This window comes from Acidobacteriota bacterium (assembly GCA_009691245.1).
Lineage (GTDB): Bacteria > Acidobacteriota > Terriglobia > 2-12-FULL-54-10 > 2-12-FULL-54-10 > SHUM01.
Map to the genome: position 1 here is coordinate 40102 of SHUM01000005.1, position 19029 is coordinate 59130.

Below are 19029 nucleotides of genomic sequence, written 5' to 3' on the forward strand. Positions count from 1 at the left end.
GCGGCTGTTACTTTTTCCCGGCAACCGAAGCATTCGAGGATTCCGTGCGCAAAGCGCCTTCCAGCCAATGGCGAAGTCCTTCCGGTTTCACCTTATCCAATATTTCGCCGGCAAAGGCCTGAATCAGCAGCGCCACCGCTTCCTCGCGCTGCAATCCGCGGGAGCGCAGGAAGAAGAGAGCTTCCGGGTCCATTTGTCCTACGGTTGCGCCATGCGTGCAGCGGACATCGTTGGCGGAAATTTCCAGCTGTGGTTTGGTGTCGATCGTCGCGTCGGCGGACAGCAGCAGGTTGCGATTCCTCTGATTGGCATCGGTCTTCTGCGCGTCGGGACGGACAATGACACGCCCATTGAATACCGCAGTGGCATGGCCGTCGAGTATGCCGTTATAGACCTGGCGGCTGGAGCCGTGTGGTTTAGCGTGATCGATGGTGGTGTGGTTGTCCACATGCTGCACGCCGTTCGCCAGGTACAACCCGTTGAGCGTGCAATCCGCGCCTTCCGCATCCAGCACTGCGCGAACTTCGTTGCGCACCAACGCACCGCTCAGAGAGACGGACAAGGCTGAAATCTGCGCGGCGTGTCCTGCATAAGCCTGCACAAGCCCTATATGAAAGGACCGGTTGTTCTCCCGTACCGAGTGGTAGTAATCGACCACGGCGTTTTCTCCGGCAACCATTTCGGTAACTGCATTCGAGAAGCAAATGCCGTCATCGCCCGCCTGGAAAGTTTCCGCCACCGTTACCTCCGCGTTGCGCTCGGCGACGATCAGCGTTCTGGAATGCGCGGCGGTTGGAGCACCCTGCGCTGTCGAGAGATAAACCAATTGAACCGGGTCCGTCAGCGCGACGTTCTGCGGAACAAGCACGAATGCGCCGTCCTGCCACAAAGCAGCATTCAGCGAAGTGAATGCCTGACGCCGAAGGTTCAGCGTGCGGCCCAGATAAACTCGCAGCCCGTCGGCATCCTTTGCCATCAGGAGTGCCCGCAAACTTCCGATGCGCACGCCAGCCGGTAACGATCCGATGCTGCTGTGCTTCTCGCTGTAATGACCATTCACAAACACCAAGCGCGCCGCCACCGGCCCATCCCCGCCGATGGACTTGGCCTGCGCGGAAACTCCTGCACTCTCAGGTGATGATTTCCCGCCCAAGCCTTCATATCGAAAGGCGGTCTGAGTGATGGGACTGACGTTGGTGTAGCGCCAATCCTCATCCTGAGTGGTGGGGAATCCGGCATCTTGAAATGACTGGATCGCGTCCTGCCGTTGCGCCGTCAGCCACGCGGGCTCGCTGGCCAGCAGTTGCGCCTCTTGCTGGCGGAAGTGCGACAGAAACAGTTCCTGCCGCTCGGTAATTTCAAGTTCAGTTGGCATCATTACAATTCCGTTTTCCTGTTGTCCCCGACATCCTGGTGGCGATTTCTTTAGTGGTAATTGCCGTTACGCGCATTAGACATGGACTGCTTCGCTCTCCAGCCAGGCGTAACCTTTTTCCTCCAGTTCCAGCGCCAGCTCCTTGCCGCCGGAGCGCACAATGCGCCCGTTCAACAACACGTGGACAAAGTCGGGAATGATGTAGTTCAACAGCCGTTGATAGTGCGTAACCACGATTATGGCGCGCTCGGGCGAGCGCAACGCATTCACGCCATCGGCGACAACGCGTAGCGCGTCAATGTCCAGACCGGAATCCGTCTCATCGAGGACGGCGAGCTTCGGCTCCAGCATGGCCATCTGGAAAATCTCATTGCGTTTCTTCTCGCCCCCGGAGAAGCCGACGTTCACCGCGCGTTCGCGGAAGGCCGCGTCCATCTGCAGCAGTCCCATCTTTTTCTTAGCCGTTTCGAGAAAGTCGAATGCGTCCAGTTCCGGAATGCCCCGGTGCTTGCGCACGGCGTTTACCGCAGCGCGCATGAAGTACATGTTGCTGACGCCAGGAATCTCCACCGGATACTGAAAGGCCAGGAAAACTCCTTCGCGCGCCCGCTCCTCTGGTTTCATGTCGAGCAAATTCTTGCCCATGAAATCGACCGAGCCGCCCGTTACGTGGTAGGTGTCGCGCCCGGCAAGCACCTGTGCCAGCGTGCTCTTGCCGGAGCCGTTCGGACCCATGATGGCATGCACTTCTCCGGCCTTCACTTCCAGGCTCAGACCGCGCAAAATCTCACGATCCGCCGCGGTTACTTGCAAATTCTTTACACTAAGCATTTCATTGCGCTCCGCTGGGGTCATTTCGCCCGCTATAAATTGCTCTCAATTGTCGCTGAATCGCTTAGCCGACGCTGCCTTCCAGGCTGACTCCGAGCAGTTTCTGTGCCTCGACGGCAAACTCCATGGGAAGTTCCTTCAGCACTTGCTTGGCGAAGCCGTTGACGATCATGGAGACTGCGTCTTCGGTGGAGATGCCGCGTTGCTGGAAGAAAAATATCTGATCCTCGCCGATCTTTGAAGTCGTTGCTTCATGCTCGATCTGGGCGGTGGAGTTCTTGGCCTCCAGATAAGGGAAGGTATGGGCTTGGCACTGGTCGCCGATTAGCAGCGAATCGCACTGCGAGTAGTTGCGCGCTCCCTCGGCGTTTTTCAAAATTTTCACCGCGCCTCGATAGGTGTTGATGCCGCGTCCGGCCGAGATGCCCTTCGACACAATCGTGCTGCGCGTGTTTCGACCGATGTGGATCATCTTGGTGCCGGTGTCGGCCTGCTGGCGATTATTGGCAAGCGCCACGGAATAGAACTCTCCGACGGAATTGTCGCCCTGCAGGATGCAGCTCGGATATTTCCAGGTGATCGCCGAACCGGTCTCAACCTGAGTCCAGGATATCTTGGAGTTGACGCCAGCGCACTTGCCGCGCTTGGTTACGAAATTGTAGATTCCACCCTTGCCGTCCTTATCGCCGGGATACCAGTTCTGTATCGTCGAGTATTTGATCTGCGCGTTGTCGTGCGCGACCAGCTCCACCACGGCGGCGTGCAGTTGGTTCTCATCTCGTGAGGGGGCCGTGCAACCTTCCAGGTAGCTCACATAGCTGCCTTCATCCGCGATGATCAGGGTGCGCTCAAACTGGCCCGTGGACTTGGCGTTGATGCGGAAGTAAGTGGAAAGCTCCATGGGGCAGCGCACGCCCTTGGGCACATAGCAGAACGAGCCATCGGTAAACACCGCTGAGTTCAGAGCGGCATAGTAGTTATCAGTAGTCGGAACGACTGAACCCAAGTACTTGCGCACCAGCTCTGGATGGTTTATTACTGCCTCGGAAAATGAGCCAAAGATGATGCCCTTTTCCGCCAGTTTATCCTTGAAGGTGGTGGCCACCGAGACGCTATCGAATACGGCGTCGACGGCGATGCCCGCCAATAATTCGCGCTCATGCAGAGGTATGCCCAGCTTCTCGTAAGTTTCCAGCAGCTTCGGGTCGATCTCTTCGAGGCTCTTGGGGCCGTCTTTTTTTAACTTAGGGGCGGAGTAGTACGAGATGGCCTGGAAATCAATCGGATGGAAATTCACCATGGCCCAGTCCGGCTCACGCATTTTTAGCCAATGGCGGTAAGCACTCAGCCGCCACTCTGTCAGCCATGCCGGCTCATGCTTTTTTGCCGAGATCATACGGATGACGTCTTCATTAAGCCCTGGGGGAACCGTTTCCTGCTCAATATCGGTAACGAAGCCGTATTTATACTCTTGATTTACAAGGACTTCTATGTTGTTTGCGGTGCTGCCCATAAAAAGTTTCTCCTCAGCCAAGGCCCATAATACAAACAAAATACTTTTTTGTCAAGATTGCTATACAGAATAGTCAAGATTAATTTCGTCGCAGTTTAGCTTGTGCAATGGGTCAATTTCTATTGCATACACTTTGCCTGAGTTATGATGTTGGATTGTCCTTGAGGAAGCATGGAGATGCCAACCGATTGTCCTCCAAGCTAAAGAGATGGAATGAGCCTAAGAGCCAAAATTCACAAATCGTCCGAACCGTTAGTTTTTTATGAAATTGTTCCTCCCAGCGTAGACGATTCGTCCGAGATGGAGGATCGACTGAAGCTCGCGGGCGACGTGGCGAGCCTGGTCGATGTGATCAACATCCCGGAGATTCGCGACGAGTTGGCCCGTGGCCCGCGCCGGGGGAATTTCCGCGAGCGCATCGAGCCGAGAGTGTTTGCCAAGGCTATCCACGACCGGCATTCGCTGGAAACTTCCGTGAATCGCGTGACGGTCCATGATTCGCTGGATGAACAACGCAGGTGGTTGAAGGAGTCGGCTGAAGTCTACGGCGTGCGGGATCTCATTCTGGTCGGGGGTGAATCTGTGCAGTTTACCTATCCCGGTCCTAGTGTTTCTGAAACTGCAAAGCTCGCCAACGCGGAAAAGTTGGATTTACTGCTGGGAGGGATCACCATACCTTCGCGGCCACGCGAAGCGGAGCGCATACTTGCCAAGCATAAAAGCGGTATCGAGTTCTTCACCACTCAGGTATTGCTGGATGCCGCGCCCACGGTCCGTCTTCTGCAGGCGCTGGATGGCGTGAAAGCGCATTTGATACTTAGCTTCACGCCTGTCAGCCATCCCCGCGATCTGACCTTTTTGAAGTGGCTGGGCGTGGGCGTGCCGGAGTCGCTTGCAATCAGTATAGATCAGGCCCCGGAAAGGGAATCGGCTGCTACTTTGTCCATTGAACTGGCTAAGCGGATTCTTCAGGAGGTCTTCAGCCACCTCACCCCGCTTTCTCCTGCCATCGGTATTCAGGTGGAGCGCATCACCAAGCGCAATTCCGCCGCTGCTTTACAGATGCTTATCGAGCTTGCGGATTTTTATCCTAAACTATTGCGTCAAACAGTGTCCGCAATGCCTGTAGATACTACTCAGCCGAAATGACGCCTTCTCCGGGTGCGGCTTATAGGGAGAAAAACGCTTGGATTCAGAAGTCGAATCTCCAGACCAAATGCCCGCAGCGTACCGGGAGCAGCGCGAAAAGATTGCCGCCAAGTCGGCCAGCGTGGGTGTCCTCGGACTTGGCTATGTGGGGCTTCCGCTGGCGATGGAACTGGCGCGGGCTGGATTTCGTGTTACGGGAATCGATATTGATGCGAGCAAGGTACGTGATATCCGGGCCGGGAAATCCTACATTGCAGATGTTTCATCGGAAGAGCTTGCCGCTCTCGTTCAGTCAGGACGTTTGAGCGCTACTGAGAACTACGAGGCCTTGGCGTCCTGCGATGTAGTTGACATTTGCGTGCCTACCCCGCTGCGCAAGACCAAAGATCCAGACCTGTCGTTCATCCTCTCCGCCGTCGAGCAAATTCAGCGGTTTCTGCATCCGGGAATGCTGGTGATACTCGAGAGTACGACCTACCCGGGCACCACCGAAGAGCTTGTTCTGCCACGGCTGGCCGAAAGCGGGTTACGGGTTGGGGAACAATTTTTCCTCTGCTTTTCACCAGAGCGAGTTGATCCCGGCAATGCCAGCTACCATACTCACAATATCCCGAAGGTAGTGGGCGGCGTAACCAGGCGTTGCGCAGAACTGGGTGTATTGTTCTATCAGCAGGCCATAGAGACCGTGGTCCCGGTCTCTTCCACTAAAGTGGCGGAGATGGTGAAACTGCTTGAGAACACCTACCGCTCCATCAACATCGGGTTGGCCAACGAGATGGCCATGCTTTGCGATCGCATGGGAATCGATGTCTGGGAAGTTATTGACGCGGCGGCCACCAAACCTTTCGGTTTCATGCCCTTCTATCCCGGGCCTGGACTTGGTGGTCACTGCATCCCTGTTGACCCTTTTTATCTTTCCTGGAAGGCAAGGATGGATGGCACCACGGCCTACTTTATCGAGTTGGCGGGACGCGTCAATTCTTCCATGCCTCAGTTTGTGGTCCAGAAAATTCAGTCTGCACTCAATCAGCGCACGCTTACCGTGAACGGTGCGCGCATTCACCTGTTGGGTGTGGCCTATAAACGCGATGTCGCCGATACCCGCGAATCGCCAGCGCTGGACGTGATGATTTTGCTCGATCGGCTGGGTGCCCGGTTGTCCTACAGCGACCCGCACGTGCCTCGCATCAGCCTGGACGGTTGTACTTGTGAGGCGGCACCGGTCTTCCCTGCATGCCGCGATGCAGCGTGCGTCGTGCTCCTCACCGATCACACCGCATTCGACTACGCCGCGATTGCGCAGCAGTCGCCATTGATTGTAGATTCACGCAATGCCTTCCGTGACTTTCCATCCCCGCACATTATTAAGTTATAGACCATTTTCCTGGATCGTGTAATCGAGCCGCGACCGAGAGGGAGCGGTCCGGTGCAACGGTCGCTGATAATCGTCCAGCGGGATAGCTCCCGCTCGGTTGTGGCTGGGTCGAGCAACAAGACGGCTAAGGTAAGAACTGTGGCCAATCGTGAAACTTATCGCGATGGGTATCGATCTGTATGCGCCACCCGTCCGTGCGGATACTCAAGGCTCCTTGCTTGGCGGTGCTGTATACCGGAATGCCGGCGGCAGAAAGGGCTTCGATCACTTGGGGGCTGGGATGCCCGAATCGCCCGAAGGCGCCGACTGACATGAATGCGAAACCTGGATTTACTTGCGCAAGAAACTCGGGAGTCGTGGATGTCCGGCTGCCGTGATGCGCGACTTTCAGGACATCGCTGGCAAGCTGCTTGCCACTGCCAGTAAGTAATTGCTCCATGCGGGACTCAATGTCTCCCGCGAGCAGAATGCTCCGTTGGCCCATTGCCAACCGCAACACAATCGAGTCGTCGTTGCTGACTTTTCGCGGTGCCCAATCAGGTGGCGGCGACAATACTTCCACTTGAACCCCGTCGATTTTCCGTGCGCTGTTCTCCGTTTGGCTAGTTACCGGCCAAATGATTTGGGCTCCCGCGGCACGGGCGAGATTACGCAGCCGGTCCATTTTTCGGTCCGCGGCGTCCGGACCCATCCAGAATTCCCCTAGCGAAAAATTTTCAAATATGGCCTCGAGGCCGCCCATGTGATCAAAATGATCGTGGGAGAGAACCACATAGTCGAGCCGTGTGATGCCACGATTCCAGAGGTAGGAGGAAACCACCGTTTCGCCTATGTCCTGCCTGCGAACGGGAGAGCCAGGGATGGGGATGCTTCCTCCCGCATCAATCAGCATCGTGGTGCCCTGGGGAAAGCAGACCAACAGCGCGTCGCCCTGACCCACATCGATTGATGTAACTTCGAGTTGGCCTGAGGCGCAACTCGTCCCCGGTCGCATCCACGTCAGCGCAACGCAACAGGCGATCAACAGGGCGGCCGTCGCGCCACTCCATTTTGAACGGAGGGCAATTAGTGCAGCCAGCGAAACTGTCGTCAAAAGAAAAACCAGTGAAAGCCAAAATGGAGGAGTGGCCACCCGGCTGTTGAGGGCCGTTAATTCCGCCGCGAGTTCTGTTGTTGTCGTCAGCGCCGCGATAGTCCAGCCAAGCAGTGGAGCCAATAGTTGAGCCAGCGGCGGGGCCAGGTAGACCAGCGGCACGAGGATGATCCCGAGCATCACGATGCAGCTAGCCGTGGGCAGGATCAGCAGATTGGCCAGTACGCCGGACCACGTCAGCCGGTGGAAATAGAGTGCGGTTACCAGAGCATATCCAGCTTGCATGGTCGCGGTGAAAAGAAGCGCCTCCGCCAGACTGATTACCATCCATGCGCTGGATCGCAGTGTCTCCCGAATCCCCCGCTGCAGCCTGCTGGATTCGCGTGATGGAACAACCAGATAATCGATCAGCGTTCGCAGATCCATGCGGAATTGCGCTTGGGTCGGCGTGAATCGGCTGTCGCCATTTTCGTCGAATAATTCCCGTAGCGCGGAACGGAGCGGTGAGATAGTCCACTCGACAGCGGGCAGGGCAATTGCGGCCAGCGTCAACACGGCAAGGAAAGAAAGTTGGAATCCCCAATCCCACAGATCGGATGGATGCAGTATCAACAACAATAGCGCGGTTGCGGCCAGTGAATTAATTAGAGCGCGGCGTCGGAAGAACAATCGTGCTATGAGATAAACGAGAAACATCAGGGAGGCGCGAACAATGGGAATCTCCGATTGCGCCAGCAGAGCAAAGCTGGCCACTGATCCAAACACGATTAGTGAAGAAAGCCAGTTCGGAAGGCACAGGCGTATGAGTAGTAGCAGCAACGGCACGGCGAAGACGGCTACGTTCCACCCCGAAATTACCAGTACATGGTACGTGCCGCTTTCCTGAAAGGCACGCTCAGTGCGCGGGTCGAGCCAGCTATCATCGCCCAGGAGCATGGCTTTCAGAATGCTCTGCTTTACGGGCTGTCCCGCAAACAAACGCTCGATGGCTTTCAGCGAACCTTCGCGAGCGCGGAAAACTACGCCACGCCATCGGGATCCAGCTTGGCCGGGCAACACTTGCAGGTCGGTCTTGCGGTTCCGCAACAAGGCGGTAAAGGAGATGCCTTGCCGACGCATGGAACCAGCGTAATCAAAGGAGCCGGGGTTGCCAAAGTTGCGGGGCGCGCGCAGATCACGTAACGAGATCGCCACGCGCGAACCGTAGTCGAGACGGAGCGGAGGCTCCTCCTGGTTGCGCGGATAATAGTAGACGCGAATTGCTCCCGAGGTAGGGAAGAGCAGTTCATTCTGCTCGATTTGCTCAACAGCAAGGTCAATGACGTAAGTCCCCGGACGCGCCTGACTGGGAGTGAGAGCCCAGCCGTGAATTTTTACTTGTTGCCCAGGATTAATACTCCCGTTGCGCGAAAGTGATTCGATATGATTCGGCGGCGGATTAATGCGCTCAAAGGACGCAAGAAACGCGCCGCCAACAAAGACGCCAATCCACGCGCCGAGCAGCGCGGGCCACAACTTTTTTTTGAAGCTTAGTAATGATGCCAGCAGAACGGAAGCAATCAGTACAGCTAGTTGTTCATGAGCGCGAAGATGGAAGTAGGGAGCTGTGGCGATTCCGCCGGCAAACGCCAGCGCAACGGGAAGTAGAGGCGAATAAGTCAATCCAGCCGGTCCCCGGTCTGAGGAATGTGAACTATCGCCATCGTCCGGCAGTGTGAACGAGCGCTTACGCAGGCCGCGCCATGTGGACAATGGCCTCCAGATGATACGTCTGCGGGAACAGATCAATCAAGTGGACCGAAGTGATTTTGTACGAAGCCAGCTGAAACACCGCTAGATCTCGAGCCAGCGTAGTCGGATCGCAGGAAACGTACACCATGCGGCGCGGGCGCATCGCGACGATCGCATCACGCACTGGAGGGGATAAGCCATGTCGTGGCGGGTCTACCAGGACCAAATCCCACGGCTGGCGTGAGGGTTTGGATGCGATGAAAGATTCGGCGGTGATGGGGTAGACATAAACCTGCGAAGCAGCGACACCGGAATTGGTCTGGAGGTCGCCGGATGCGGATGGATGCGACTCCACTGCGATCACATGCTCGAAGCGACGCGATAGCGGCAGTGTGAAGAATCCTACTCCCGCGAACAAGTCGAGCGCGCGCACGCCGCGCGCATCGCCCAGCGCGGCGTCAATCATCTTTGCCAGCAGGCGGCGGTTGGTCTGGAAAAACGAGTGGTGGCTGACACGGTAATGAAACTCACCAGACTTCATGGTGACTGCGCCGGAGCCCCATATCCTGTTGTGCGGTGGTTCACGATGCACCAGGCGGTTCCTGGCGCCTTGCCGAATGGGCTCAAATTGTTGCGTCCAGCATACCGACTCAAATTTTGGCAGTGCGGCCATCCATGCGTCGCCAAATACTCCGGGCCCTGAATCACGCGCGGTAATTGTCGCCATCAAGGAACGGTCCTCATCGGTGGCGAATAGTTCAATCTCCACGGCGCCGTCTGGGAAAATGGAAGTTAGTTCACCAGCGGCCAGCGAACGAATCGCCGCCTGCAGGCCGGGCGAGCTGATGGCACAGGCGTCGACCGGACACAGTTGCTGCGACTGGCTTTCGAGATACCCCAGACGAAACTCGTTGCCATTCTTTCGCGCATGGAGACGGATGCGATTCCGGTACTCCCACGGCTCGGCGGAGATGGTTTCGATGGGCACGTCGAACTTTAGCTTGCCGATGCGCTCGAAGCACTCGGCGAGAATATCGCGCTTCCATTCGAGTTGGCGGGTGTAGGGAATCTGCTGATGATGGCAGCCGCCACAGTTCGTAAAGAACGGGCAGGGCGGTTCGATGCGATCCAGGCTGGCCGCGAGAACCTGGATCAGTCGCGCCCGCCGAACGCCTTTCTTGGCCGGTTCGATCTCCACCGCCACGCGTTCGCCCGGAAGCGCGCCCGGCACCAGTACGATGCCCTCCGGCGTGCGCGCCAGCCCTTCGCCGCCATAAACAAGCTTCTCGATGGTTACTTCGCTCGCTGCTGTCTCTGCCGTTGTCATTGAAATGGGCGCTTCTTTCTCATCAGGTTCACAGATAGAACATAGGTCTTACAAATAGAACAAACTTAGGCGCGGCAGTTCGGATATCTCCAGAATCTTCCGAATCTCAAACTGCTTTTCCAAATCTCTAAGCTGGGCGCTGGACATTTTGCCACGGAACGGCGCGAGTTGACGGTCGCGCTCGCCGCGTATGACCACCAAAGCCTCCTCTGCGCAGCCCTGCATCAGGATGGAGAACATCTTCTCCTCCAAAATGCTCATGCGCTGCTCCATAGCCTGCAAGTCCAGCGCCTGACCCGCGCGCGTCAGCGCAGATTGTTCGCGCAAAGAGGCCGCAATCGCCGACAGGTTGGTGGCGGATTCCGCGCGCCCTTGCTCGAACATTCCTTCCGCTGCCCGAGCCACCGCCGAGGCGTTCTTCTCCAGATAATCCGCCAGCGCTTCGTGCGGAAACGGCGGTGGCGTGGCCGCATGGGGCAGACCCGCATGATCCTTTTCCTCGGCCGCCTCCAGCACCGCCTGATGACAATAGGCCAGCCCATTCACGCGGCGCGTCTTTCCTTTACGCTGTTCATACTTTTCAAAAGTGTGGTCGATGCCCTTCAATATGGCCTCGATGGGAATGTCGGCCTGCTTCCACGAGTCGATCAACGCCCAGTCGAGCGTGGTCAGCAGGATGGCTGTGCCGCGCTTTTTCCAGAAGTACTCTTCAATCTCGGTGAAATAGTTGAAGTAGTTTTCCATAGAAGCATTGGTTGGATCGGCCTGGAGGTGGCCGAGGTCGGCATGCGGATGAGTCGATGTTGCCGCGGGATGTAGGTCAGCGTTTACGGGAGGACTCCTTGCGCGAGCGCTGTTTTTTCCCTTGCTCCCAGTACAGGCGAAGCCCTTCCAGCGTCAGATGTTCATCGACTGCTTCGATGTATTTGGACCCTCCTGCGATCAGCGCCGCCTGTCCGCCTGTGGCTACCACATGCGTGCGCGGTCCCAGCTCGTTTTTCAGGCGCTCCAGGATGCCGTCCACCATGCCGACAAATCCATAAAAAAAGCCGGCTTGCAGCGAACGGGCCGTGTTGGTGCCGATGATCTCTCCCGGATCGCTGATCTCCACGCGAAACAAACGCGCGGCGCGTGCCGACAAGGCATCGGCGGCAATGCCGATGCCGGGCGCGAGTACTCCGCCCATGTACTCGCCATTCCGCGAGACCACATCAAAATTGATCGCCGTGCCGAAGTCGACCACCACGCAGGGGCCGCCGTACTTGGCGTATGCCGCAATGCCGTTGGCGATGCGATCCGCGCCCACCTCGAGCGGATTGTCATAGAGCACCGGCATCACCGTGCTCTCTCCCGCGGAAACAAAAATGGCCTGGCGTTTGAAGTAGCGCTCCGCCATCTGGGCCAGTGTGCTATTGAGCGGCGGGACTACACTGGCGATCACAACACCTTCGATACGCGCATGCGCCATTCCCGCCAGCCGGAACAGGTCGCGGGTGAGGATTCCGTACTCGTCCACAGTCTGCTCACGCGCGGTGCGCAGCCGCCAGTCGGCGACCAGCTTGTCGCCGGAATACACGCCTAGCACGGTATTGGTGTTGCCGACATCCATGGCCAGCAGCAGCTTGTTGGATGCACTGGTTTGTTTTGTGGCTGGTTTCAGCGGATCATCCTCTACTCTATGGAATTCCTGCGGCGAAGTTCCTGCAGAGGCCGCACTTACTTACAGTGGTCTTACGTGGCCCGCAATTATTTTTTCCAACCCACCGTCATCGCGGCGCAAAAGCAGAACGCCCTCTGGCGTTAGACCCTCTGTTGTTCCGGTTATAAAATGCCCGTCTTCACCGGCGCGGACGCGTTTGCCGCTGGCATAACTGGAGATGGTTGAAAATCGCTTCAGTATCGGTTGCGCGCCGTCCACCAGTAATGAATTATAGTCCTCCTCCAGCCGCTTCAGGACGGAAATCAGCAGATCCACACGCGGGATGGGCTGCCCGGCCTCCAATAATAACGATGTTGGCTCCGTCTCCAGCCCTTCCGGAAACTCCGTGTTGTTCACGTTGATGCCAATGCCCAGCAGCACGTGCCACCGTCGCTCCGATTGGGCGCGTTCTGGATCGGCGCGCATCTCTACCAGTATTCCGGCGCATTTTTTCTCGCTAATCAATAAATCGTTGGGCCAGCGCAGGTCCACTCTGTCGGAAACGAACGGCCGCACGGCTTCGGCCAGACTAACGCCTGCCATCAGTGTCAGCATCGGCGTGGCCGCGGGCGCGAGAGTGGGGCGAAGAATCAGCGTGAAGTAGAGACCCGCGCCGGACTCGGAGACCCACTGCCGCCCGAGCCGCCCTCGCCCAGCGGTCTGTTCCTCCGCCATCACCAGAGTGCCGGTGGGAGCGCCCGCTTCCGCGAGACGCGCGGCCTCCGTCATGGTCGAGTCCATGGTCTCGTAAAAATGAAACGGGCACCCGAATCGTTCATGACGGGCATCGCCTGCGCCACTGGAAGCCAATGACTGCCGGACGGCTGCGGCAATGTAATTCTCCGGCATGAATATTCTCGGGGTGCGGCGATTCGATGTGGCCAAAAAGTTGGTCTGGCTAGTTCAGGGTTCTAAGAGTCTCAGTGATCTTGGTTATCAAAATTGAGACTTCCTCGCTGCGCTTGCGCATTCCTGCAACGATATGCGCCGGGGCCTTGGCAAGAAAGTTCTCATTGCCGAGCTGGTTCGCGAGCGAGATTGTTTCCTTCTCAAGTTTCTGCAATTCCTTTTCGAGACGAATGCGCTCGGCGGCGGGGTCAACGGCGTCCGACAGCGCGATACGCAGCGCATATCGTGGCATGGATCGCACGGCCCCACCGGCCTCCGCCAGCGGTTCGTTGCTGACTTCGAGCGCGCTGACCGTGCTGAGTCTCTCGATGGCATTGCGGTAACGCGTCGCCGCTTGATTCGTAGCATCGTCCCTGCCGCGGAGCTGCACAGGGATTTTTTTCTTGGCATCCACCTTCATTTCGGCGCGCATGTTGCGGATATTGACGATGATGTCTTGGAGCAATTGCATATCCTGCTCGGCCGCTTCGTTGATCCATGTAGGATCGGCGGCGGGATATTTTGCACGAGAAATGGAGCCGTCGCGCGGGGCCAGACGCTGCCAGAGTTCTTCCGTGATGAACGGCATCATCGGATGCAGCAGGCGCAGCGCAAGGTCAAGCGCGCGACAGAGGTTGTCGGCGGATGCGGCCAAGCGCGCGGGATTTCCCGCGTCGGCTTCAAAGCTGAGCTTCTTCAGTTCCAGATACCAGTCGCAGAACTCGCCCCAGAAGAAGTGATAGACCTCATGCGCGGCATCGTGGAAGCGGAACGCGTTCCACGCATCAGCGGTAGTGGCGGCGAGTCGGGAGAGGCGCGAGAATATCCAGCGATCCTCGAAGGAAACTTCTTCGTCACCAGCGCTGGAAGCCGCGACGGGACGAAAATCGCCGTTTGACGGCGGCGTCCATTCGGTGATGCCCGCCTTTTCAAGCGACATGGTCAGGAAGCGCGACGCGTTCCAAATCTTATTGGCGAACGCGCGATAACCCTCCATGCGATCTTCCGACAAGGCAATGTCGGTGCCCGGCGCGGCCATTACGGCGAGGGTGAAGCGCACCGCGTCCGTGCCGTATTTTTCCGTGACTACCAAAGGATCAATCACGTTGCCCTTGGTCTTCGACATTTTTTGTTTATCGGCGTCGCGCACGAGCTGGTGGATGTAAACCGTCTCGAACGGAACTTTGCCCATGAATTCGATGCCCATCATCATCATGCGCGCCACCCAGAAAAACAGGATGTCGAAGCCGGTGATCAGCAGTGATGTCGGATAGAACGTGGCCAGGTCGCGTGTCTGCTCGGGCCAGCCGAGTGTGGAGAATGGCCACAACGCGGAGCTGAACCAAGTGTCAAGAACGTCGGTGTCCTGCCGCAGCGCCGAGCCGCCGCACTGCGAACATTGGGCCGGCGTCTCGCGCGCAACGATCACTTCGTTGCAGCCCTCGCAGTGCCACGCGGGGATGCGGTGGCCCCACCAGAGTTGGCGCGAGATGCACCAGTCGTGAATGTTGCGCATCCACTCGAAATAAATCTTAGCGTAATTTTCGGGAACGAATTTGGTGCGGCCATCTTCCACTGCTTTGATCGCCGCGTCGGCCAGTGGGGCGACCTTGACGAACCATTGTGTGGACAGGCGTGGCTCAACGGGGGTCTTGCAGCGTTGACAGCGGCCCAACGGCAGCGCGTGCGGCTCCAACTTTTCGAGCAGGCCCTGCTGCTTCAGGTCTTCGAGTATCCGCTTGCGCGCTTCGTAACGGTCAAGATCGGCATACGCTCCGGCGTTTATGTTCATCCGGCCCGTTTCGTCCATCACGTCGATCTGCGGCAGGTTGTGGCGCAGGCCAGCCTGGAAATCGTTGGCGTCGTGAGCGGGGGTTACCTTCACCACGCCGGTGCCGAACTCTGGGTCGGCCAGTTCGTCGAGGATGAAGGGTATCTCACGATTCATCAGCGGCAAGCGCACCGACTTGCCGTGAAACTTCGTGTAGCGCTCGTCGCGCGGATTGACGCAAACGGCGGTGTCGCCGAGCATCGTCTCGGGCCGCGTCGTTGCCACGATCACAAATTCGTCGCTACCGATCACCGGATAGCGAATGTGATAGAGATGCCCGGGCTCCTGCTCGTGGACGGTCTCGAGATCGGAGATGGCCGTCTGGCAGCGCGGGCACCAGTTGACGATGTACTTGCCGCGATAGATGAGCTTCTTTTCGTAGAGCGTGACGAAGACTTCGCGCACCGCGGCAGAGAGGCCGGGGTCCAGCGTGAAGCGCTCACGCGACCAGTCACAGGACGCGCCGAGGCGCAGCATCTGCCGCTTAATCGTGTCACCACTCTGGCCCTTCCACTCCCAAACCTTTTCCTCGAACTTTTCGCGGCCTAGGTCGCGCCGCTTGACGCCCTGCTCGGCAAGCTGGCGCTCCACCACCATCTGCGTGGCGATGCCAGCGTGGTCCGTGCCCGGCAGCCACAGTGTGTTGAAGCCCTGCATGCGCTTCCAGCGCACGATGATGTCGATGAGCGTATGCTCCAGCATGTGTCCCATGTGTAGCGAGCCGGTAACGTTCGGCGGCGGAATTACCAGCGAAAACATGGGTCGATTGGAGTCGGCATCGGCCGTGTAAAGGCCTTTCTCCACCCACTCGCTCGCCCAGCGCGGCTCAATCTCACCCGGATTATAAGCTTTCGCAATCTCAGCCATAGAAACTCTGATTATGCAGTCTGGCATGGCGGAGCGTCAATTGGACTACAGCGAGGCATTTTTTCAGATAATACCATTTGTGCTCGATAATGATCCGCATATTAGGCAGGAAGGCCCCGATGGACGCCAAAAGGATAATCGAAGAGTTTCAGGATTACCTGGCACCCAAGCTCGATGTTTATGAGCAGGCCATATATCTATACGTTCTGAGACATAGCCGCCTTCAAGGTATTGACGAAATCGTCATAGGATTCAAATCCGCGAAACAAAGAATGGCATTGGGGGTAGGGGCGAAGGGCACGCCAATAGCCGATAATACATGCTATGAAAAACTGCAATCACTCAAGCAAAAAGGCTGTCTCGCAATTCTCGGAACGGAACGAAATGGAACTCGCATCAAGCTTTCATTAGCTTCAGAAATGGGGGGGGGTAATTCCAAAAGGTGGAAGCTACCTCGCCATTGAGTCTTGACGATATGGATTTTTTCAATCTTCCTGCAAATCGTCCGCTAATTGTCAAAAGAGAGGGTCATGCTTGCTTCTATTGTTTGCGCAAGCTCAATGACGAGAACTACGTAATTGAACACACGACCTCTCGCCCAACAGGCAATTCTTCATATCGCAATGTGGTCGCAGCATGCCGCGACTGCAATAACCAGAAGGGAAGCACTTCGGCAGAATATTTTCTTGGAGACTTGTGCCGTCGTGGGCACCTCAATACGGAGGAATTGGAACATCGGCTAGGCCGTTTGGAAATGCTGCGTAATGGTGAGCTTACACCTGTTCTCGTATGATGATATAATCGCCCGACATGGAACTAAACGAACAAAACCTCCGGCAACTCCTCGTTGAGCAACGCGACGAATACCAGCGTTATCTGGAGGTATTCGCCGAAGACCTTGGTTCAAAAGTCCAGGCGGTCGGCGAAGGACATCAAGTGGTCCGCCAGGAAATGGCCGAGGGTTTCCGAGATGCGAAACTGGATATGGAGCAGGTTCGCTTTGAAATGGAGCTGGTGCGATCCGAGCTTTCCATCATTCGCAACGATCTGAAACAGAAAGTGGACCGGGACGAATTGGCGGTTCTGGAAGCGGGCGTTGCGAAGCTGGAGCATGAAGTGCGGACAAGGTAGTGCCTGCGGATTTGAGACGCTCGGCTCGTTGCGCCAAATATAAGGAGGGTGACGATGACGCGATTGCGTATCCATCTAGGATGGTCGTTCGGCCTGCTCTTGCTGCTTGGGCTGGCTACCGTAACCTCCTCGCCGCAACATTCTCTCCCAAGGACCGCAAGGGAACGAGCCGGCAGCGGCGCCAGACTGGCTGGGATGCCGCTCTACTTTGAACCCAACCTGGGCCAGGCGAACCAGCAGGTGAAGATGCTGGCGCGCGGAGCCGGGATGTTTTTTCAAAGCGACCATGTCGTGCTGGCATTGCCTTCCGGCCATGCACAGAACACGCCGGTCATGGAGATGCGATGGATCGGTGGCAACTCGTCCGCAGAGATTCTCGGCGAGAGTCCGACGGTCGGGCGATCCAATTATTTTATTGGCGATGATCCGCAGGCATGGGTAACCGATGTGGCCCAGTTTTCCGGTGTCCGCTACCGCGAAGTGTACTCCGGCATTGACGTTGTGTTTCATGCTACTCATGGACAAATTGAATACGATTATATGGTGCAGCCCGGAGCCGACCCCGCGCAAATCAAAATGGAACTCTCGGGAGGCGAGGATTTTAATCTGGATGGTGCGGGGAATCTGACTATTCACACCGCAGGCAACACATTCACGCATCGCGCTCCGGTTGTGTATCAGATGGATCAAGGCGAACGGCAATTGATTGCGGGCGCGTTCCGCGTTTTGTCGGCTGATCCGCTGCAAGTAGGATTCGATCTGGCTGAGTATGACCGCAGCCGCGAGTTGGTGATCGATCCGGTGATTGAGTACGGGCGGTTTTTCGGCGGCAGCCAGGAAGAGGAAATTCTCTCCATCGCCGTCGATAAAGATGGTTTCATCTATATGTCAGGCGAAACGTCGTCGCCGGATCTGCCGCTTTCGGCTGGCAAGCTCGCTCATCCCGCAAGCGTTTTTCAAACGAAGGGCAACACCCTGGCGTTTGTGGCCAAGCTCGATCCCACAGGCACGAAATTGATCTATTGCGCATATCTCGGCGGCAGCAAGACGGCTGTTGGCCACAATCTCAAGATCGACGCCGCTGGCAACGCTTACATCGGCGGGCGCACCGAGGCCAGCGATTTTCCGTTGATGAAACCCATTCAGGCCAAGTTTGGCGGCGGGTCGGATGATGGATTCATCACCAAGCTGAATGCCGCGGGCAACGCGCTGATTTACTCCACCTATCTCGGCGGCAGCGAATACGACCAAGCTCGCGCAATGGCTGTGGACAGCGCAGGCAATGCCTATTTGACGGGGATCACCGAGTCGGCTAATTTTCCGGTGAAGAATCCCCTTCAGGCGAAATACGCAGGCAAGCAGGACACCTTCGCCCTGAAGATCAATCCCGCCGGATCGGCGCTGGTCTATTCCACATATCTCGGCGGAGCAGGCGATGATGTGGGGCACGCCATAACCTTGGATGCTGCGGGCAGCGCGTACATTACCGGCCTGACTAACTCGGCTGATTTTCCCACCGCGAATCCGTTGCAACGAACATTCAAGGGTGGCGAGGGCGACGACGCCATCGTGGTGAAGATCAATCCCGCCGGAACCGCGCTCACGTATTCGACTTTTCTGGGCGGCAGCAAGGATGACGAGAGCCGCGCGATCGCAGTGGACGCTGCGGGCAACGCCACCATCACCGGTTACACCCAATCGCCTGACTTTCCCACCGCGAAGCCGTTGCAAGCGAAGTTTGGCGGCGGGGCGCAGGATATCTTCGTGTCCTCGCTGCGCGCCGATGGCGCCGCGCTCAACTTTTCGACATTCCTCGGCGGCGGCGGAGCTGACTACGGTCGTGGCCTCGCGCTCGACGCGGCGGGAAATGTCTATCTCACCGGCTACACGGACTCTAAAAACTTTCCTCAAAAGAATCCGTTGCAGCCCAATTACGCCGGGGGGACTGCCGACGCTTTTTACGCAAAGCTTGACCGCGCGGGGGCTACGCTAGTCATTTCCAGCTTTCTTGGTGGTGACCTGTATGAGCGAGGGCGAGGCATTGCGGTAAGCGCGCGTGGCGATGTCTACATTTCGGGGCGCACGGAATCGAAGAATTTCCCGGTTACCAAGCCGCATTCACCAGCATTTGGCGGTGGACCGAACGATGCGTTTTTGGTAAAGATTCGGGAGAAGTAAGTAAAAGCAGATACCGCGCTTCCCGATAAATCGGGGCAGGC

At 57.2% G+C, this 19029-nt stretch carries 15 protein-coding genes; 6 read left to right on the forward strand and 9 right to left on the reverse strand.

Annotated features, from left to right (window positions below; all coding sequences use genetic code 11):
• Window positions 1-7: 7 nt before the first annotated feature.
• From sufD to sufB, 3 genes are all read right to left on the reverse strand, one after another.
• Window positions 8-1378, reverse strand: coding sequence for a Fe-S cluster assembly protein SufD (gene sufD / locus EXQ56_02345; GenBank protein ID MSO19293.1), 1371 nt, complete (start codon window positions 1376-1378; stop codon window positions 8-10).
• A gap of 72 nt (window positions 1379-1450) precedes the next feature.
• Complete coding sequence (sufC, locus tag EXQ56_02350) at window positions 1451-2206, reverse strand: Fe-S cluster assembly ATPase SufC (GenBank protein MSO19294.1); 756 nt, start codon at window positions 2204-2206, stop codon at window positions 1451-1453.
• 64 nt (window positions 2207-2270) lie between these two features.
• On the reverse strand, window positions 2271-3719 hold the full coding sequence (sufB, locus tag EXQ56_02355) for a Fe-S cluster assembly protein SufB (protein MSO19295.1): 1449 nt from the start codon (window positions 3717-3719) through the stop codon (window positions 2271-2273).
• 213 nt (window positions 3720-3932) lie between these two features.
• Here sufB and EXQ56_02360 point away from each other — a divergent pair, with 213 nt between their 5' ends.
• Together EXQ56_02360 and EXQ56_02365 are read left to right on the forward strand one after the other, a co-directional pair.
• Window positions 3933-4868 carry a hypothetical protein gene (locus EXQ56_02360; protein MSO19296.1) on the forward strand — a complete coding sequence of 312 codons (936 nt, stop codon included), beginning with the start codon at window positions 3933-3935 and terminating at the stop codon, window positions 4866-4868.
• A 67-nt stretch (window positions 4869-4935) separates the two neighbouring features.
• On the forward strand, window positions 4936-6243 hold the full coding sequence (locus tag EXQ56_02365) for a nucleotide sugar dehydrogenase (GenBank protein MSO19297.1): 1308 nt from the start codon (window positions 4936-4938) through the stop codon (window positions 6241-6243).
• A gap of 124 nt (window positions 6244-6367) precedes the next feature.
• On the opposite strand, the gene EXQ56_02370 is transcribed toward EXQ56_02365, so the two are convergent.
• The 6 genes from EXQ56_02370 to EXQ56_02395 all read right to left on the reverse strand — a co-directional run bounded on the left by EXQ56_02370 (window position 6368) and on the right by EXQ56_02395 (window position 15679).
• Window positions 6368-9124: a ComEC family competence protein gene (locus tag EXQ56_02370; protein ID MSO19298.1), complete on the reverse strand. Its 2757-nt coding sequence runs from the start codon at window positions 9122-9124 to the stop codon at window positions 6368-6370.
• Window positions 9063-10394, reverse strand: a complete 1332-nt coding sequence (locus EXQ56_02375) for a class I SAM-dependent RNA methyltransferase (protein ID MSO19299.1) — start codon at window positions 10392-10394, stop codon at window positions 9063-9065. Before EXQ56_02375 ends, EXQ56_02370 begins: the two co-directional genes overlap by 62 nt.
• Window positions 10395-10442: 48 nt before the next feature.
• Window positions 10443-11138 carry a hypothetical protein gene (locus EXQ56_02380; protein MSO19300.1) on the reverse strand — a complete coding sequence of 232 codons (696 nt, stop codon included), beginning with the start codon at window positions 11136-11138 and terminating at the stop codon, window positions 10443-10445.
• A gap of 76 nt (window positions 11139-11214) precedes the next feature.
• On the reverse strand, window positions 11215-12015 hold the full coding sequence (locus tag EXQ56_02385; protein ID MSO19301.1) for a type III pantothenate kinase: 801 nt from the start codon (window positions 12013-12015) through the stop codon (window positions 11215-11217).
• Between the two features lie 99 nt (window positions 12016-12114).
• Complete coding sequence (locus tag EXQ56_02390; GenBank protein ID MSO19302.1) at window positions 12115-12942, reverse strand: biotin--[acetyl-CoA-carboxylase] ligase; 828 nt, start codon at window positions 12940-12942, stop codon at window positions 12115-12117.
• Between the two features lie 49 nt (window positions 12943-12991).
• Window positions 12992-15679: a valine--tRNA ligase gene (locus EXQ56_02395; GenBank protein ID MSO19303.1), complete on the reverse strand. Its 2688-nt coding sequence runs from the start codon at window positions 15677-15679 to the stop codon at window positions 12992-12994.
• A 119-nt stretch (window positions 15680-15798) separates the two neighbouring features.
• Here EXQ56_02395 and EXQ56_02400 point away from each other — a divergent pair, with 119 nt between their 5' ends.
• The 4 genes from EXQ56_02400 to EXQ56_02415 are packed head-to-tail and all read left to right on the forward strand — an operon-like array spanning window position 15799 to window position 18988.
• Complete coding sequence (locus EXQ56_02400) at window positions 15799-16143, forward strand: hypothetical protein (protein ID MSO19304.1); 345 nt, start codon at window positions 15799-15801, stop codon at window positions 16141-16143.
• On the forward strand, window positions 16140-16472 hold the full coding sequence (locus EXQ56_02405) for a hypothetical protein (GenBank protein MSO19305.1): 333 nt from the start codon (window positions 16140-16142) through the stop codon (window positions 16470-16472). The genes EXQ56_02400 and EXQ56_02405 overlap by 4 nt, the downstream gene beginning before the upstream one ends.
• 17 nt (window positions 16473-16489) lie before the next feature.
• The gene (locus tag EXQ56_02410) at window positions 16490-16810 is read left to right on the forward strand and encodes a hypothetical protein (GenBank protein ID MSO19306.1); all 321 of its coding nucleotides are present in this window, start codon (window positions 16490-16492) and stop codon (window positions 16808-16810) included.
• Between the two features lie 54 nt (window positions 16811-16864).
• Window positions 16865-18988, forward strand: coding sequence for a hypothetical protein (locus EXQ56_02415; GenBank protein MSO19307.1), 2124 nt, complete (start codon window positions 16865-16867; stop codon window positions 18986-18988).
• Window positions 18989-19029: the final 41 nt, after the last annotated feature.

Bases quoted from the DNA above. Each gene is read 5' to 3' on its own strand.
- sufD (MSO19293.1), bottom strand. From the start codon at position 1,378: ATGATGCCAACTGAACTTGAAATTACCGAGCGGCAGGAACTGTTTCTG.
- sufC (MSO19294.1), bottom strand. From the start codon at position 2,206: ATGCTTAGTGTAAAGAATTTGCAAGTAACCGCGGCGGATCGTGAGATT.
- sufB (MSO19295.1), bottom strand. From the start codon at position 3,719: ATGGGCAGCACCGCAAACAACATAGAAGTCCTTGTAAATCAAGAGTAT.
- EXQ56_02360 (MSO19296.1), top strand. From the start codon at position 3,933: ATGAGCCTAAGAGCCAAAATTCACAAATCGTCCGAACCGTTAGTTTTT.
- EXQ56_02365 (MSO19297.1), top strand. From the start codon at position 4,936: ATGCCCGCAGCGTACCGGGAGCAGCGCGAAAAGATTGCCGCCAAGTCG.
- EXQ56_02375 (MSO19299.1), bottom strand. From the start codon at position 10,394: ATGACAACGGCAGAGACAGCAGCGAGCGAAGTAACCATCGAGAAGCTT.
- EXQ56_02380 (MSO19300.1), bottom strand. From the start codon at position 11,138: ATGGAAAACTACTTCAACTATTTCACCGAGATTGAAGAGTACTTCTGG.
- EXQ56_02390 (MSO19302.1), bottom strand. From the start codon at position 12,942: ATGCCGGAGAATTACATTGCCGCAGCCGTCCGGCAGTCATTGGCTTCC.
- EXQ56_02395 (MSO19303.1), bottom strand. From the start codon at position 15,679: ATGGCTGAGATTGCGAAAGCTTATAATCCGGGTGAGATTGAGCCGCGC.
- EXQ56_02400 (MSO19304.1), top strand. From the start codon at position 15,799: ATGGACGCCAAAAGGATAATCGAAGAGTTTCAGGATTACCTGGCACCC.
- EXQ56_02410 (MSO19306.1), top strand. From the start codon at position 16,490: ATGGAACTAAACGAACAAAACCTCCGGCAACTCCTCGTTGAGCAACGC.
- EXQ56_02415 (MSO19307.1), top strand. From the start codon at position 16,865: ATGACGCGATTGCGTATCCATCTAGGATGGTCGTTCGGCCTGCTCTTG.